Consider the following 15,583-nt stretch of genomic DNA (forward strand, 5'->3'; position numbering starts at 1 on the left):
GGCGCAGTTGTATCTCGGTCCAGGGTCCCCCGGACCTGCTCACCTTCGAAGCCCGCTTCACCCAGCAGTCGGAATGATGAGCTCGTCAGCCGCCCGGCCGGAAGGCCCGGTGGTCAGTCGTGGCAACCCGGCGTGGTCGTGAGATGCCATGCGGCCGGGGAGATTTCGGCTGCGAGCTCGTGAGTCAGGGCGCCGGTCGCGACCAGGCGGTCGACGACGTGTTGCTGGCGGCTCGCCGCCAAGTCCGGGCGGGTCAGCGGGTCGTAGTTGCTGGGAGCCTGCGGCAGCCCGGCCAGCAGTGTTGCCTGGGACCAGCTCAATCGGTCCGGCGGCACCCCGAAGTAGCCGCAGGAAGCGTCCTGCAGGCCGTAGAAGCCGTGGCCGAAATAGGTGACGTCGGCATACATCCGGAGGATCTGGGACTTGGAGTAGGTGGTGTCGAGCTTGACGCCGAGCAGCAGCTGTTCGGGGGCGCCCACCAGGGGATGGTCACCGTGGAAATACAGCATCTTGATCAGCTGCTTGTCCAGCGTCGACCCGCCGCTTTCCCGGGAACCGAGTAGGCCGAGGCCACCGCGCACCATACCGAGGATGTCGATGCCGTGATGCCGATGGAAACGACTGTCCTCGGTGGCCAGCAGCGCTGTCGCGAACCGCGCCGGCACCGAATCGGACAGCAGCGCCGAATCCCGATCCGCTGCCAGATCCCGGACCCGCTGATCGGCGTCGGCAACCGACGGGGTGAGCGCCCACCCGGCAGCCACCACGACCCCGAGCACCAACAACACGACCAAGAGCACTTTCCCCAGCCGACGCAGCCGGTGACGGCGCCGAGGCTTACTGGATTCCATAACCAGTGACCCTAAGCATCGCGGGTGGAGTTGCTTTGCGCCGAATGTGAAGATTCTGCGCGGATGGCATCAGCCTCCTGGCCGCTCAGTAGGTTCTGAGTTGTCCGCCTTTGGGGTTCAGTATGGATTCGTGAGTCAGTCGCGGAACGGAACCGAATTCCACGGGTTTGTGCCCGGTATCCCACGCCACGGACTGCACCACGTGCCGGTCCCTGAGGAAGACGTAGTACCCGGAAGGCACCGGATCGGAAACACCGATCCTGGGTGGTAGACCCGCCCAGCAAGTACCTGGTGGGGTCTCTGCCCACTTGTTCATCAGGTCATCGTCATGAGCCGCAGAAGCATCGATCACCGCGTCCCAGTCATCGGACCAGCCGGCCGAACGCGTGACCTCACCGAGGCTGACGGCTTGCTGCCCGCCCCCGGCCGTTCTGATCGCCTCTGTCAGTGCCTTGCTCGAGCCGAGCGGCTGTGGCTCCTGGCTGAGGCGGATTTCGGATGGACACCTCTCCGCGTAGGACTGGTGCTTGGCGGCACAACCGGCCAGCAGTGGAACCACCAGCAGTCCGGCAACGATCAGGGCTGGTCTCAATTACCTCGCACTCACTTTCCGGGAAGTGGGATATCGATGGCCGGAGGACTTGATATCTCGTTCCAGGGAACCGTATTACTCCAGGCGATCTGGGCGGAAGCATTGTTCCCCGAGGTCCACTGCCTCTCGCTGCGGCCCGTTTCCGCCGACACCCTCGCGGGCACAACAGTTTTCGATGAAGCGTGGCGTCGGTGAGGGCCTCAGTAGGTTGCGAGTCCTCCGCCCTTGGCGTTCAGCATGGTTTCGTGAGTCAGCCGCTCGCTGGGACGGAGCAGCAGGGGCATGTCGCCGGTGTGCCACACCACGGACTGCACCACCTGCCGGTCTTTGAGGAAGACGTAATACCCGAAAGGCGCCGGATTATCGGAATTGATACGGGGCGGTAGCCCCTTCCAGCAGGTGCCCGCCGGGGTTTGCGCGGTCTTGTTCATCCAGTCATCGTTGTAGGCTTCGGCGGCCTCGATCATCGTGTCCCAGTCATCGGACCAACCTGCCGCGTGAGTGACCTCGCCGAGGCTGATGGCTTGATGCCCTCGCCCGGCGGTTTCGAGTTCCGCCGTCAGCGCCTTGCTCGAGCCGAGCGGCTGCGGCTCCCGGTCGAGGCGGATTTCGGATTGACAGGTTTTCGCAGCGGGCTTTGTTGGTTTGGCAGCACATCCAGCCAGCAGCGGAACCATCAGGATGCCGACAACGATCGTGGCTGGTTTCACTTACCTCGCACTCACTTTCCCTTGCCCGGAAGTGGGATATCCACTTGCTCGGGACTCCTCGTATCTGTCCAGGGAACGGTATTGCTGAAGGCAATCTGGGCGGGAGCCTTGTCCCCATTGGGACTGTGGATGACCACGGTGTCGCCCTTGTCGACCGCGGCGATGACCGCCGTCTTCAGGTCGTCCTTCGATGCGTTCATGTTCGCCAGACCGATCTGGCGGCCCACATCATTGTTCTTGAGATCCATCGCCTCTCGCTGCGGACCGTTTCCGCCGACGCCCTCATGGGCGGTGGCGTACTGCTTCGCCCAGTCGGCGCCGAACTCCTGGGTCATACGCGCGTTCCAGTAGGCATGCCGGGCCGCGTCCCCGTGACCGTCATCCTTCGATTTCGGATTCACCTCGGTGTACTTGTTGTTCTTCCCGAACTCTTCCGCTTCGTCCTTGATGTCGTTGAACTTCATGTAGTTCAGCGGATTGCCCCCATACAGCGGGTTGCAGAGCTCATCCATGGCGGCCTTCTCCTCGACCGTCATCTCTACCGGCTGCATGTCGGGCTTGGACATCCTGATCAGGTTCAGCAGGGTCGAGTCGGGCCAGACAACGATCTCGGACTTCGTGGTGTCCACCTGATACTTCAGGAGAATATCCCTGAGCGTGGCATCCCCCGGAATACCGGCCAGCACCAGCTTGACATCATCGGACACGTGCTCGAGTTGCGTGGCCAGGTCGCGCGCGCCGATCTTGTCGGTTGCCTGCACATCCCAGAACGCCTGCTTGAGACTCGCACCCAAGCTGAGGCATTCGGCGGTCTTCCAGGCGACGGAAGCCGGGTTGCCCCAGTGCTTCTTGATGGTCTCCCAGTTCGAGTCGTATGACTTCACGTCGCCGGTCTCGTCGTCGTAGAAGAGGTTGTACTCCGAGTCTTCGACGTCATCGACAGCCGACTGCAAACTCTTGATATCCGATTGCAGTGCGGCAGTCGTGGTGTCGATCTGCTTATGGATGGCGTCGAGGACGTCACCGGTGGTGACCGCCTCGTTCTTCAACTTGGTCGACATGGTGCGGGCGGCACTGCCGGCGGCCTCACCGAAGTAGGGATCGGAACCCTGAATCGCCTTGTCGGCATTGAGAGATTCGGCTTCGAGGGTGATACCGGCGTTCATCGCGTCCGCGCCGGCGAAGCGTGCCGAATCGAGTTTCCACCCGAGCACGGTGGAGATGGTGATCTTGTCACCGCTCACTTGATCCCCTTGAAGCCGGCCACATTCGCCTCTTCCATCCCATCGACTGTGCCGGCCGCGTTATCGGTCAGATTCGCGAACTGGTCAAGCCTGCCTTGATGGAGCGCCACCACTCGATCCATCGCCTCGAGTACCAACCCGACGTTGTTCGCGAAGGCGGAGAACGGCATCGCGCCGGGAGCGGCGTCACGGTTGTGCTCGCCGATCGGGCTCAGCTTGCCGATCGCACCGGCATGGGTGCGGGTATCGGTGGCGAGCGCGCGCAACTTTTCGGGATCGAAGGCAACCATGTCTACCGTCCCACCAACAGCTTTCGCTTCATGAATCCCCCAGCACTGGCAATAGCATCGCTAACAGTAGCGGTCGGTATGTACTGCGAACAATTGGGCGCGCGGTGTCGGTACAGTGTCGACCAGTCGGGGGGAGGCATCCCGGCATGGACGATCCGGATGAAGGGGTGCGGAGCACGTGGACCAGCGTCGCGCGCGGGCCGAGAAGATCGATGAGGCCATCGGGGTGGTCCGAGCCCAGGCTCGCGCCGCGGACCGAAGCATGGCGATCGAAGTGGATGCCTACGGGCAGATCACCCAGATCAGGCTGGCGCCGCACGCCGCCGCCGAGGGGACCCAGCAGCTCGAGCGGACCATCATCGAGCAGTACCGGGCGGCGCGCGCCGATGCGGAAACGCAGGCACACAAGGTGTACGAACAGTTCCTTCGAAACGAGAAGAAGAACGCCGCACCGGCCGTGCCGCCGCAACCCGAGTGGGCCGATCCGGACGATGTGCAGCCGGTCAGGCTCTGGAGCAACACGCGCTGATGAATAACGGCGCTCCGTAGAACCCTTGTGGGTGTTAAGGATTCGGCAAGCCGCGGCGGCGAGAGTTCCTCGCATGGATAGGAAGCGTGGGGCCGCGCTGGAAGCGGCCGGGGGCGTTGCGGGTGGAATCGTCGGGGCGGTAATGGGTTTCCTGTACCCGTGCGCGATCATCGTGTTTCAGCGCAGTGTGGGGATCACCGACCCCCACCGGCCCGCTACCGTCACGCAGGACGGGCCGGTCGAGTATGGGGTGGGTTCGGTCGGCTATTGGGCCAGTTGGATCGCGACGTTCGCCGCGATCATCGCGATCGGGGTGATGGGGTCGCGGTATCGGCACACGCGGGCTGCCGCCGTTCCCGCGACCATGGCGTTCGCGATCGTCACCCTTCCCCTGGCCCTGCTGTTCATCGCGTTCGACTTCGGTGGTGCGCCACACCCCAGCTGATCCGACAGCCCGGCCTCAGGCGGTTTGCTGGGCCTGTTGTTTGATCACGAGGGCGACATGGAGGCGGGACGGGCAGTCGAGTTTGGTCATGACCTGGCGGAGGTGGTTGACCACTGTCCATTCGGCGATGCCGAGGCGGCTGGCGATCATGCGGTTGGTCATGCCCTCGGTGACCAGGCGGGCGATTTCCAGTTGGCGTTTCGTCAGGCGGGAGACGGGGGAATCGGGGAGTTCGGCGGGGAGGGGCGGGGTGGAGAGGGCGTAGGCGACGGCCTCGTCGATATCGAGGACGGAGCCGACGGTGGAGATCGCGGGGTCATGGCTGTCGAGGGTGGAATCGGGGATGTCCACGTGGTCGGTCAGTCGCGGTAGGGCGTAGGCGTCGCGGATCCAGCGGGCCGCGGCGGACAGCCGGGGTACGTGGTCGGAATAGTGTTCGCCCGCTGCGTGATAGGCGCGAGCACAGCCCTCCAGGGCGACGACCATCTCGACGGCGTTGCGGGCCGGGTCGGGGGTGCGCAGGGCGAGGCGGAAGACCTCGTGGGCGTGATGAGGGGCGCCGGCGCGCAGGAGGGTGCGGCCGAGTATGGCGAGGAGGCCGAGGCGGTCGCGGCGGTGAGGCAGGGCGGCGATACGGTCGCGCAGGGTCTGCCAGTCGCCTTCGCCATCGTGGGAAGGATCGAAATGGACCAGCGCTTCGACCAGTGCGCCGACCTCGCGTTCGCGGGGTGTACGGGCGGAGGCCGGTGGGGCGCTGTCGATCAAGGTTCGGGCCCGCCGCGTATCCCCCATTTCGTAGCAGGCCACGGCTAGTCGCCAGACTGCCGAACCGGTCGGCTCCACGGCCGAGGTCAGCAGACCGACGGCGTCCGCGAAGCGGCCGGATCGTAAAGCCCAGTGGCCCAGTAGTTCCCGGCCCAGCGCGGCCGCGGTCGGATCCGCGGTCCTCGACAGCCGGATGAGCGTCGCCTCCGCCCAGGTGAACGCGCGCCGCTCGATCCAGACGTCCTCGAGTTCGCGCAGCATGCGCACCGCGCGGGCCGCCTCGCCCTGGATCGTGAAGTAGTCGATGGTCGCGACCAGATCGTCGTGCCAGCGTTCGGCGAGCTGGACCGCGGCGGGGCGACGGGCCGGGTCGTCGAGCATGCGCGCGATACGGGCGGCGAGCTGACTCATACCCGCCGCGCGCATGGCTCGAATCCGCAGTGCGCGTTCGGGGTCCGCGAAGAGCAACTGCCGCAGACAGGTGCGCGTGAACCCGGACATGGCGTAGGTGTAGTGCCCGTTGTCGGCGACCGCGTGGTCGAGCAGGCTGCGGTTGACCAGGTCCGCGAGCCGATCCACGATGGCGTCACGCTGCTGACCGCACAGCAGCAACAGCACTTCCTCCAGATCGGTGAGCACGTCGGAGGTGGCGATCTGCAGCAGCAGGTCGGTGGACAGCGGGTCGAGATCGCTTGTCCCCCACTCCAGGCAATCGCGGATGGTGCGATGCCGGGCAGGCGTGTCGACGAACGGCGACGGCGGCAGCGGCTGGCCGGATTCGATGCGCCGCAGCGTCCGCTCGGCCCCGAACCGCGCGATGGCGGCCGCGGCCAGTTCCAGGGCGAGCGGCACGCCGCCGAGCGCCGCCGCGATCTCCTCCACGATCGCGAGGTCCGCGGATGTGGCTCCCCGGAAACGGGTTTCGATGCTGTCGAGCAGCAACCGCGCTGCCGGGCTCGGCGTCTCGATGTCCGGGGTGGTCGTCGTGGGCAGCGGATGCACCTGGAACAGGCATTCCTGGTAGAGCCCGAAGGCCCGGCGGCTGGTGGTGACGACGGTCAGGCCGGGGCAGCGGTGCAACAGCGCCGGAAGCTCGTCCGCGAGCGCGCGAACGAGGCGATCACAGTTGTCCAGGAACAGAATCGAAGGCACGGCTTCGGATTCGGCCTCGATCGCGGACCACACCCCGCGCGTATCCGCCGACTCGCCCAGATCCACCGCGACGATCCGCGATGTTCCATCCTGCACGGCTTCGGCGGCCAGTCGGCTCTTACCCACCCCCGCGATCCCGGTCACCGTCAGTACCCGGACCCGAGGGTCCGCGATGAGCCGCCGAACCTCGTCGACCTGGCCTTTCCGCTCGAGTAGCGCGGGGATTCTGTAGCTGTCAGGCATCGCGAAGGCATCCCATCCGATCGAAATCCGGCAGTCGTCCCCCGAAGCCGCAGTCTAGGACCGGTTCCCGAGGCCCGCGCCTCGACAGTGCCCCTGATTTCACCGGCACGGACCTGGCAGAAACTTGCCGGTGTCCCCGTGCACCGCGGGTGGGATAGGTTGTCCGGTTCGGCGCCGGATCAGTTCCCGGGCGCCGATTCCGGGGACGCGTAGCCGGGGTGCACGCCCGGCGTCAGGCCGCGGGCGGCGACCAGACGATTCAGCAGATCGGCGAGCTGCCGGTATTCGTCGTCCGACAGTGCTGCGGTCTGTTCGCGTTCGTGCGCGAAGGCGATCGCGCCGAGCTGGGCGAGGAGTTCTCCCGCTGCCGGCGTGAGGTGCAGTTCGTGGTTGCGGCGGTCGGCGGGGCTGCGGCGGCGTTCGATCAGGCCCTTGGTGTCGAGGGGGTCGATGAGGGCGACCACCCGGCTGGGGACCACGCCGAGTTCGGCGGCGAGTGAACGCTGACTGCGGCCCGGCTCCGCGGCGATCATGCGCAGGATGCCGACTTCCGGTGGGGTGAGCCCGATTTCGGCGATGCGCTCCGAGAACCGTTGCGTGGCCTGGGCGCCCAGTTGAGCGAGCTGGAAGGCGACCGCGCGCATGGGGCGGGTCGGCTGCGCTCGCCCGGTTTCCTCTTGCTTCGCTTCGGCCACGGCGTTATCGTACACGGCAGGCAATCGTTCACAGCAGAGAACGATTCATGCAAGAGAACGGAATCTCCGTCATGTCTGCCGAATCTCACGCACTACACAAGCCCGCGGCACTCGAACCGCCTCTGGGCGGCCTCGGCGTCGCCGTCGCCGGACTGTTCGTCGCCGGACTCGCCATCAGCACCATCCGCGCAGGTGGAAGCCCATTCCCATCACCCTTCGGGGATGCCGGGGACGCGCTCGCCTACTTTCGCGACCACCCCTCTGCCGTACGCACCGGCGCGGTACTGCAGTACGCGAGCGCCATCCCGCTGACCCTCTACACGGCGGCGGTCGCGGCTCGGCTGCGGCGGGTCGCCAACGGTTTCGGGCCCGCGCTCGCCGCGATCGGCGGCGCCCTCGCGGTCGTCTTCCTGATCTGCTCCGGACTCGTCAGCTGGGCGCTCACCGTGCCCGAGGTGGTGAGCGATCCGGCCCTGGTCCGGGGGTTGCACACGCTCGCGTTCCTGTGCGGCGGCCCGGCCAATGTGATGGCCACCGGCCTGCTCATCGCGGGAATCGCGCTGAGCGCCCTGCCGCGACAGCTGCTCACCCCCTGGCTGATCAGCGCGGGCCTGGTGATCGCGGTGATCGCCCTGTGCACCACCGCCGCGCTCGCCGTCACCGCGGCGGCCTTCCTGCTGCCGATCGCGCGCTTCACCGGCATGGCCTGGTTGATCGCCGCCGGATTCCTGCTTCCCCGTTCGTAATTCACACCTTCAGGAGAAACCCGAATGACCACCCCGATGATCACCAAACTGGTGCGGTTCCAGCGGCCCGAACTGTCGCTCCCCTATCTGAACGGCATCGACGACACCCACGTCGCCGCGCTGTTCGGCCTCGATTCCGACGAATATCGGTCGCTGCGCGAGGAATTCACGACGCAAGCGCGAGCCGCGGCGGCGGATCTGCTGACCGAGGACGCGGTCGCCGACCAGGTCGACCGGCTCCCGTTCGCACCGGGCGCGCGTGTGGTCGCGCTCGGTGAGAGCAGCACCGCCGATCGACTGTCCTGGTTCGAGATCCTGCGCCACCTGCTCGAACTACGACGGCCGGGAGACGCGATCACCCTGCTCAATCTGGCGGTCACCGGGGCCACCACCACGAACACCCTGAAAAGCATTGCGGCGCTCGGGTTCCAACGCCCCGACTGGGTCCTGTGCCAGCTCGGCGCGAACGACGCACAGCGCCTCGGCGCCGACGGGCCACGCGTGGTCAGCGCCGAGGAGACCGCGCGCAATCTGGGCGTCCTGCACGACGAAGGGGTACGGCTCAGCGGCGCACGCTGGGTCTGGCTCACCCCGACCGACGCCGACGAGTCGCTGATCGCGACCTTCCCGCCGTTCCAGCAGGCCGGAATCAGCTGGCGCGCGGCCGATCACGAGGACACCGCGCGTTCGCTGCGCGAGCGGCCGGAACCGGTGATCGACACGCTCACCGTCACCCGCCCCGACTCGGGTCATCGGCTCTACGAGCCGGACGGCGTGCATCTCACCCCCGGGGGTCAGGTCGCCGTCGCCCGGGCCGTGGTGTCGGCGCTCGCGGCGATGGCGTGAGGGCATCCCATGCGAATGACCATGATCGCCCTCGCTCCCCTGCTGGCCGCGGGCGTGTGCGCAACCCAGCCGACCGCTTCCGCCGCATCCGATGACGCCGTGGCGGTCACCGCCGCCCAGGTCGGCGATGCCGCGGTCATCACTGTGGCCGACGGCGTCCTCGCCCTGCGGGACGGGGTGCTCACCATCGCGGCGCCCGGCGGCACCGTGCTCGCCGGAGCCGAAATGTCCTTCCGGGTGGACGATTTCGTCTTTCCGATCGCGGCCTCCGTCACCGACCGGACCGCGACGCTGGTCCCCGACCTCGATCCCGCCCACGCCGTCTACGCTCCGGTCGCGCTGCCGTTCGAGGACTCCGCCGGATTCCAGACGCCCTATCAACGCGAGCAGGCCGCCTGGAATCGCATGAACAGCACCATCGGCATGGGCGCGGTCCTGGGCACCCTGGTCGGCGGTGTGGGCGGGGCGGCGGTCGGTTGCGTGCTGGGCGCGGCGGTCGGGGCCACGGTCGCCGCGGCCACCATCGTCGGACTCTTCGGCCCGTTCCTGCCCGGCGCGGTGGTCGGGTGTTTGGGCGGTGTGGTCGCGATCGGGACGCTGGGCACCATCGCCGGCCAATTGCTGGTGACCGCGCCCGTGGCGGTCCTGGCGGCGGTCCAGTACTTCACCACCATCACCGCTCCGCTCTGACGACGGGCGGGGTGTGCGGTGTACCTCACAATGTCCGCCCAGCTGAGAGTGGGTGCGGGCGGTCCAGGAAGATGGTGCCCGAGTAACTCGAGTACAAGGAGATTTCGTGGAACGCATTGGCGTGATCGGTGGCGGCACCATGGGTGCCGGTATCGCCGAGGTGGCGGCCCGCGCGGGCGGGTCGGTCCTGATCCTGGAGCGCGACACCCAGGCGGCGGACGCCGCGGTGGAGCGGATCGAGAAGTCGCTGGCGCGCGCGGTGAAGTCCGGGCGGCTCGAGCAGGCCGCGGCCGACGAGGCCCGCGCCCGCATCGCCCTGACCACCTCGATCGACGATTTCGCCGATCGGGAGCTGGTGATCGAGGCCGCGCCGGAGATCGAGTCGCTCAAGGCCGACTTCTTCACCAAGCTCGACGGCATCGTCTCCCCCGAGACCATCCTGGCCACCAACACCTCCTCCATCCCGGTGATCCGGCTGGCCAACGCCACCGCCCACCCGGAGCGCGTGGTCGGCGTCCACTTCTTCAACCCGGTGCCGGTGCTGCCGCTGGTCGAGATCGTGGTCACCCTCAAGACCGACCGCGCCGTGGTCGACAAGGTCACCGGCTACGCCCGCGACGTCCTGGGCAAGCGCACCATCGAGTCCAAGGACCAGGCGGGCTTCATCGTCAACGCCCTGCTGATCCCGTACCTGTGCAGCGCTATCCGCATGTTCGAGACCGGCTTCGCCAGCGCCGAGGACATCGACGAGGGCATGGTCAGCGGCTGCGCCCACCCGATGGGCCCGCTGCGCCTGTGCGACACCGTCGGCTTGGACGTCACTCTCGCGGTCGCCGAGTCGCTGTTCGCCGAGTTCGGTGAGCCGCAGTACGCGCCGCCGGTGCTGCTGCGCCGCATGGTCGACGCGGGCTACCTGGGCCGCAAGACCGGTCGCGGTTTCTACACCTACTGATTCGCCCGAATTCGGCCGCCCGCACCCGAAGTGCGGGCGGCCGATTCGTGTCCGGCTGCGGGCGAACGATTTACGGTCACGAACTTGTCAATTGTCCAGCATGGTTGGTTTGTTATGCACTACCCTGACCCGCGATGCGCCGCTGACCTCCTGAAATCTGGTGCAGGAAACAGTGAATCGGTTCCGGAACAGCAAGGACACAACCGTGCACGCACGCAGCCTCGTCACCGCCCTCGGCGCCTTCGCCGCCGCCGTCACCCTGGCCGCCGGTAACGCGCAGGCCATTCCCGCGCTGGCCGTCGACAGCGCGCGAGAGACCAATGGCAATGCCGTGATCACGATTTCGTACTTGTGCACCGGACCGGCCGCCGCGCTGTCGGTGACCGTGCGGGCGACACCCTATCTGGGGTCCGGGGTCAATGGCAGCACGCTCGCACCGGTCGTGTGCGCCGGGCAGCCGCAGCAGGCCACCGTCACGGTCAATCCGGTGCAGCTGTTCGGGGAATCGGCCAAATTCCAGTCCGGGGCACTCACCGACGTGACGGTCACCGTGCTGGACCTGACGCTGAATTCGCCGGTCAACACCACCAAGAAGCGGATCGAACACCTCGGCTGAGCGAGACCGGTCGTCAGTACTTAATGACGACAGATTCCCGGTCGCCGCGATCTTCATAACGTTGTCCTCATCAAGTTCACACGAACCGAGGAGAACGACAATGAGTGACATCACCGAACTCGTGCAGCGCTACCTGGCCACCTGGAACACCACCGACGCCGGCCGGCGGGCGGCGTCGGTCGCCGAACTGTTCACCGAGGACGCCGAATACACCGACCCGCTGGTGTCGGTGCGCGGGCACGCCGGACTCGACGCCACCATCGCCGCCGTGCAGGCGCAGTTCGCCGGGCTCGAGTTCACCCTCGGCGGGGCCGTCGACGCCAACCACCACATCGCCCGATTCACCTGGCACCTGGGCGCTCCCGGCGCGGAACCGCTGGTGATCGGCTTCGACGTGGCCGCCCTCGCCGCCGACGGGCGCATCGAGCGCGTCTACGGCTTCCTCGACCAGGTCCCGGCCGGACTCTGACCCACGACCGGCCGGGCGGCGCGCGACCCCGCCCGGCCCGCCACCGAAACTTCGGTACGACAAGGGGATTCCCATGTTCTTCACCACTCCCACCGACGGCACCACTCTCGCCTACGAGGACTACGGCACCGGCGCGCCGCTGGTCTTCATCTCCGGCTGGGCCCTGCCCACCGACATGTGGGAGTGCCAGGTGCCGTTCTTCCTCGAGCAGGGCTACCGCTGTGTCCTGCTCGACCGCCGCGGCCACGGGCGTTCCGACCGCCCGTCGTCCGGCTACGACACCGACACCCGCGCCGACGATCTCGCCGCGCTGCTCGAGCACCTGGACCTGCGGGACGCGATCCTGATCGCGCACTCCACCGGCGCCGCGGAAGCCGTCCGCTACCTCGCCCGCCACGGCGCGGACCGGGTAGCGCGAATCGCGTTGCTGGGACCAGCGATTCCGTACCTGCTCCAGACCGAGGACAACCCGGTCGGCGTCACCGCCGCGATGATCGACGCCTCCACGGCTGACCTGCGCGCCGACCGCGCCCAATGGCTGGCCGACCGGGCGCAGGGCTACTTCGCCACCCACCTGGGCACCCGGGTGTCCGCGGCGGCGATCGAGGCCGAGGTGCAGCGCAGCATGAGCTGCTCCCCGATCGCGGCGCTCGAGGTCCAGAAGGCGGTGGCCCGCACCGACCACCGCGCCGATGTCGCCGCGCTGGCGGTACCCACCCTGCTGCTGCACGGCCTGCACGACCAGTCCATTCCGATCGAGGTCAGCAGCCACCAGGCCGTGCGGCTCTACCCAGAGGCGGTGTTGAAGGAGTACCCGACCGCCGGGCACGGGCTGTACCGCAGCCATGCCGACCAGGTGAACGCCGACCTGCTCGAGTTCGTCAAGGCGTGACGCCACCGCGATCAATGCAGCTGCGCGGCAATTCCTTTCAATTCGCCGCGCGACGTCACCCCGAGCTTCGGGTACGCCTTGTACAGGTGGTAGCCGACGGTGCGGTGGCTCAGGAACAGCTGGGCGGCGATATCGCGATTGGACAGGCCCTCGGCGGCCAGGCGGACGATCTGCAACTCCTGCGGGGTCAGGCCGGTGGCGGTCGACCCCGCCCCGGCCGCATCGGCGGCGGGAGCTCCCGCCGCCGACAGCTCGTGGCGGGCTCGCTCGGCCCACGGGCGCAGGTCCAGGCGGTCGAAGACCTCGAGGGCCTCGGTCAGGGGGGTGCGGGCCTCGGACTTGCGGCGGGCTCGGCGCAGCCATTCGCCGTACAGCAGTGCGGTGCGGGCGAATTCGATGGGACGGGCCTCGCGATCGTGGATCGCCAGGGCCTGGGTGTAGAGGTCCTCGGCGTGGTCGTCGTCGAGCAAGGCGCGGCAGCGCAGTACCAGGGCTTCGGCCCAGGGTTGGCCCACCGATTCCGCCCAGCCCGCCAGCTTCGCGAAGGGCGCGGCGGCGCGGTCCGGGGCGCCGAGCCGGACAGCGGCCTCGACCAGGTCGGGAATCGAACGGGTGGCGCAGATGTGGTGGCTGAAAGGGACTTTCGTCAAACGCTCGAGGCGGGAAAGGGCGGACTCCGCGCGGCCGGCACCGAGGTCGAGCAAGCCCAACGACCAGTGCGCCCACGGGGCGCCGGGGGCGATCGACCCGGGGGTGTCCCCTTCCAGGCCCAGTTCGGCATGCGCGCGGCACTCGGCCTCATCGCCCCGTAGCGCGTCCAGATGTGCCAGCACACTGCTGAGTTGGCGCACCCACTGCTGCTGACCGGTATCGCGCGCGAGGTCGCGGGCTTCGACGGTGGCGGTGCGCGCGTCGGTCAGTCGGCCGGTGAAGATATCAGCCTCGGCGGCGAAGAACAGCACGGTCGGCAGGCGGCCCGCCGCACCTGCGGCACGATGCCGGACGGCCAGCGAGACGGCCAGGTCGAAGGCGGGGCCGTCCTGCCCACGAGCCAGGGCCACGCCACACAGAATCAGCAGAACCTGGTCGGAAATGGCACCACGGGAACGGATTTCGGCAAGCGTGTCGGTAAGGGACAACGGCTTGCCAGGGCCGATATCGAACAGTCTGCCGAGGAATCGCACGACCGGTGTCACGGCGGGTTCGTCCGCCAGGCGTAGGTCGCCCAGGCGCTTCAGCACCTCCGCCAGTTCCGGTTCACCCAGGTACCAGCCGGTGTGGATGGCCTGCACCAGCATTCCCGCGGCCTGCTCCGGATCGGCGGCGGCGATGCTCGCGGCCGCGTCGATCAACAGGCGATGCGCGTCGGGGAACGCGCCCTGCCAGAACTGGGCGAGCGCCTGCACCTGGGAGAGGCTGGCGCGCAACGACTCCGAACTCACCTCGCGGGCCGTGCGCCGGGCCAGGTCTCCGGCCCGCACCAGATCGCCGGATTCCAGCGCCGCCTGAGCGGCCAGCGTCTGCCGGCGAGTGCGATCCTCCGGCCGATCGCTGAGCCGGGCCGCCCGATCGTAGGCGGCGGCCGCGGCCGTATGACCGCCGCGCTCACGGGCTCGAATGGCGGTGCGCTCCAGAGCATCCGCCACCTCGGCGTCGGGACCGAGGGCGGCTGCCGCCAGATGCCAGGCGCGCCGATCCGACTGCTCGGGCGCGTCCAGGGCATCGGCGAGAGCCCGGTGCGCGGCCAAACGCTGCCCCAACGGCGCACGTTGGTAGACGGCCGCGCGAATCAAGGGATGACGGAACGTGATCGAGACACCGGTGTGGCGCCGCAGCAGATCCGCGGCCTCGGCGGGCGCGAGATCGTCGACACCCGCGCCCAGACTCGCCGCCGCGCGCAGGACGATCCCAGGTTCCCCGGATTCGTCGGTGGCGAGCACCGTGAGCAGCGTCCGGGTGGCTTCCGGCAGCCGGCTGATCCGGCCGTGGAAGGCCACGCGCAGGCGATCGGTCAGCGGCAGTGCGCCCGCGGCGAGATCGGAGGCGGCTTCGTCGGCCATGGCCAACGGCAGTTCGCGCAGGGCCAGCGGATTGCCGCGCGCTTCCGCGAGCAGCCGGTACCGCACTGCCGGACTGAGCCGTAGCCCATCCGCGCCGAGGGAACGCCCGTCCACGCCGGACGAACGCCCGTCGGCACCGGAGGAATTCTCGGCGGCGCGGAACGCGCGCTCGTCGAGGAGGGTGGCCGCGGCCTCGGGTGACAGACCGGTCAGTCGCAGCTCGGGCAGACCGGCCGCCTCGAAGGAACCCTCGCCGTCACGGACGCCGAACAGCAGGACCACGCCCTCGGCTCGGAGCCGCCGCGCCGCGAACAACAGCGCGTCCCGCGAGGCGCGGTCGAGCCATTGGGCGTCGTCGACGACGACCAGCACCGCGGAGCCGTCCGCGTACTCGGTGAGCAGGGACAGTACGGCCAGGCCCGTGAGCATGGGCTCACGGCCGCCGGGACCGAGTCCGAGGGCGGCGGACAGTGCGTCGCGCTGGGGTTCGGGGAGAGCGGGTAGCCGGTCCAGGGCGGGGGTGAGGAGTAATTGCAGACCGGCGAACGGCAGTTCCGCCTCCGCCTCCAGGCCGGTGCCGCGCAGCACCCGCAATCCCTGGGCACGCGCGGCGGCATCCTCCAGCAGCGCGGTCTTGCCGATCCCGGCCTCGCCGCGCACCACCAGGACCGCGCTGCGGCCCTCGCGCGCGCCGTCGATCAGCACGCCGAGCGCCTGCTGCTCGTGCTCGCGTCCACGCAGCGGCGGAAGTTGTTCGGCCACGGTCGTTCTCACACCGTCCATCATGGCGGGTAAC

Annotated in this window: 17 protein-coding genes; 9 read left to right on the plus strand and 8 right to left on the minus strand. The window is 68.2% G+C overall.

Going from position 1 to position 15,583, the window contains the following annotated elements; all coding sequences use genetic code 11:
* Positions 1 to 113: 113 nt before the first annotated feature.
* The 5 genes from ABZ412_RS13795 to ABZ412_RS13815 form a co-directional block, all read right to left on the minus strand.
* A complete protein-coding gene (locus ABZ412_RS13795) occupies positions 114 to 788 on the minus strand; it encodes a biosynthetic peptidoglycan transglycosylase (RefSeq protein ID WP_357280844.1) in 675 nt (224 codons plus the stop codon).
* A 148-nt stretch (positions 789 to 936) separates the two neighbouring features.
* Entirely contained in the window at positions 937 to 1,443 is a 507-nt protein-coding gene (locus tag ABZ412_RS13800) for a hypothetical protein (RefSeq protein ID WP_357280292.1), read from the minus strand.
* Positions 1,444 to 1,643: 200 nt separating this feature from the next.
* Positions 1,644 to 2,153, minus strand: coding sequence for a hypothetical protein (locus ABZ412_RS13805; RefSeq protein ID WP_357280295.1), 510 nt, complete (start codon positions 2,151 to 2,153; stop codon positions 1,644 to 1,646).
* Positions 2,154 to 2,164: 11 nt separating this feature from the next.
* Positions 2,165 to 3,397, minus strand: a complete 1,233-nt coding sequence (locus tag ABZ412_RS13810) for a hypothetical protein (RefSeq protein WP_357280298.1) — start codon at positions 3,395 to 3,397, stop codon at positions 2,165 to 2,167.
* Positions 3,394 to 3,687, minus strand: coding sequence for a hypothetical protein (locus ABZ412_RS13815; protein WP_357280300.1), 294 nt, complete (start codon positions 3,685 to 3,687; stop codon positions 3,394 to 3,396). The genes ABZ412_RS13810 and ABZ412_RS13815 overlap by 4 nt, the downstream gene beginning before the upstream one ends.
* Positions 3,688 to 3,865: 178 nt before the next feature.
* On the opposite strand from ABZ412_RS13815, the gene ABZ412_RS13820 reads away from it, so the two are divergent.
* Together ABZ412_RS13820 and ABZ412_RS13825 are read left to right on the plus strand one after the other, a co-directional pair.
* Entirely contained in the window at positions 3,866 to 4,216 is a 351-nt protein-coding gene (locus ABZ412_RS13820; RefSeq protein WP_357280303.1) for a YbaB/EbfC family nucleoid-associated protein, read from the plus strand.
* 73 nt (positions 4,217 to 4,289) lie between these two features.
* A complete protein-coding gene (locus ABZ412_RS13825; RefSeq protein WP_357280305.1) occupies positions 4,290 to 4,661 on the plus strand; it encodes a hypothetical protein in 372 nt (123 codons plus the stop codon).
* A gap of 15 nt (positions 4,662 to 4,676) precedes the next feature.
* On the opposite strand, the gene ABZ412_RS13830 is transcribed toward ABZ412_RS13825, so the two are convergent.
* Together ABZ412_RS13830 and ABZ412_RS13835 are read right to left on the minus strand one after the other, a co-directional pair.
* Positions 4,677 to 6,821 carry a LuxR C-terminal-related transcriptional regulator gene (locus ABZ412_RS13830; protein ID WP_357280308.1) on the minus strand — a complete coding sequence of 715 codons (2,145 nt, stop codon included), beginning with the start codon at positions 6,819 to 6,821 and terminating at the stop codon, positions 4,677 to 4,679.
* A 179-nt stretch (positions 6,822 to 7,000) separates the two neighbouring features.
* Positions 7,001 to 7,516: a MarR family winged helix-turn-helix transcriptional regulator gene (locus tag ABZ412_RS13835; RefSeq protein WP_357280311.1), complete on the minus strand. Its 516-nt coding sequence runs from the start codon at positions 7,514 to 7,516 to the stop codon at positions 7,001 to 7,003.
* Between the two features lie 71 nt (positions 7,517 to 7,587).
* Here ABZ412_RS13835 and ABZ412_RS13840 point away from each other — a divergent pair, with 71 nt between their 5' ends.
* From ABZ412_RS13840 to ABZ412_RS13870, 7 genes are all read left to right on the plus strand, one after another.
* Positions 7,588 to 8,262: a hypothetical protein gene (locus tag ABZ412_RS13840; protein WP_357280313.1), complete on the plus strand. Its 675-nt coding sequence runs from the start codon at positions 7,588 to 7,590 to the stop codon at positions 8,260 to 8,262.
* A 24-nt stretch (positions 8,263 to 8,286) separates the two neighbouring features.
* Positions 8,287 to 9,108 (plus strand): SGNH/GDSL hydrolase family protein, encoded by an 822-nt coding sequence (locus tag ABZ412_RS13845; protein ID WP_357280316.1) that lies wholly within the window; start codon positions 8,287 to 8,289, stop codon positions 9,106 to 9,108.
* Between the two features lie 9 nt (positions 9,109 to 9,117).
* Positions 9,118 to 9,798 (plus strand): hypothetical protein, encoded by a 681-nt coding sequence (locus tag ABZ412_RS13850; protein WP_357280319.1) that lies wholly within the window; start codon positions 9,118 to 9,120, stop codon positions 9,796 to 9,798.
* 106 nt (positions 9,799 to 9,904) lie between these two features.
* Positions 9,905 to 10,750 carry a 3-hydroxybutyryl-CoA dehydrogenase gene (locus ABZ412_RS13855; protein WP_357091916.1) on the plus strand — a complete coding sequence of 282 codons (846 nt, stop codon included), beginning with the start codon at positions 9,905 to 9,907 and terminating at the stop codon, positions 10,748 to 10,750.
* A 205-nt stretch (positions 10,751 to 10,955) separates the two neighbouring features.
* Positions 10,956 to 11,366 carry a hypothetical protein gene (locus ABZ412_RS13860; RefSeq protein WP_357280321.1) on the plus strand — a complete coding sequence of 137 codons (411 nt, stop codon included), beginning with the start codon at positions 10,956 to 10,958 and terminating at the stop codon, positions 11,364 to 11,366.
* Positions 11,367 to 11,466: 100 nt separating this feature from the next.
* Complete coding sequence (locus ABZ412_RS13865; RefSeq protein WP_357280324.1) at positions 11,467 to 11,835, plus strand: nuclear transport factor 2 family protein; 369 nt, start codon at positions 11,467 to 11,469, stop codon at positions 11,833 to 11,835.
* Positions 11,836 to 11,908: 73 nt separating this feature from the next.
* Positions 11,909 to 12,727, plus strand: a complete 819-nt coding sequence (locus ABZ412_RS13870; RefSeq protein ID WP_357280326.1) for an alpha/beta hydrolase — start codon at positions 11,909 to 11,911, stop codon at positions 12,725 to 12,727.
* 11 nt (positions 12,728 to 12,738) lie between these two features.
* Here ABZ412_RS13870 and ABZ412_RS13875 read toward each other — a convergent pair whose 3' ends face one another.
* Positions 12,739 to 15,561, minus strand: a complete 2,823-nt coding sequence (locus ABZ412_RS13875; protein WP_357280329.1) for an AAA family ATPase — start codon at positions 15,559 to 15,561, stop codon at positions 12,739 to 12,741.
* Positions 15,562 to 15,583: the final 22 nt, after the last annotated feature.

Source organism: Nocardia sp. NPDC005746 (genome assembly GCF_040630785.1).
In the GTDB taxonomy this organism is placed as follows: domain Bacteria; phylum Actinomycetota; class Actinomycetes; order Mycobacteriales; family Mycobacteriaceae; genus Nocardia.

Excerpts from the sequence above, each read along its gene's own strand:
- ABZ412_RS13840 (WP_357280313.1), top strand. The coding sequence starts at position 7,588 with ATGTCTGCCGAATCTCACGCACTACACAAGCCCGCGGCACTCGAACCG.
- ABZ412_RS13825 (WP_357280305.1), top strand. The coding sequence starts at position 4,290 with ATGGATAGGAAGCGTGGGGCCGCGCTGGAAGCGGCCGGGGGCGTTGCG.
- ABZ412_RS13830 (WP_357280308.1), bottom strand. The coding sequence starts at position 6,821 with ATGCCTGACAGCTACAGAATCCCCGCGCTACTCGAGCGGAAAGGCCAG.
- ABZ412_RS13870 (WP_357280326.1), top strand. The coding sequence starts at position 11,909 with ATGTTCTTCACCACTCCCACCGACGGCACCACTCTCGCCTACGAGGAC.
- ABZ412_RS13865 (WP_357280324.1), top strand. The coding sequence starts at position 11,467 with ATGAGTGACATCACCGAACTCGTGCAGCGCTACCTGGCCACCTGGAAC.
- ABZ412_RS13850 (WP_357280319.1), top strand. The coding sequence starts at position 9,118 with ATGCGAATGACCATGATCGCCCTCGCTCCCCTGCTGGCCGCGGGCGTG.
- ABZ412_RS13815 (WP_357280300.1), bottom strand. The coding sequence starts at position 3,687 with ATGGTTGCCTTCGATCCCGAAAAGTTGCGCGCGCTCGCCACCGATACC.
- ABZ412_RS13845 (WP_357280316.1), top strand. The coding sequence starts at position 8,287 with ATGACCACCCCGATGATCACCAAACTGGTGCGGTTCCAGCGGCCCGAA.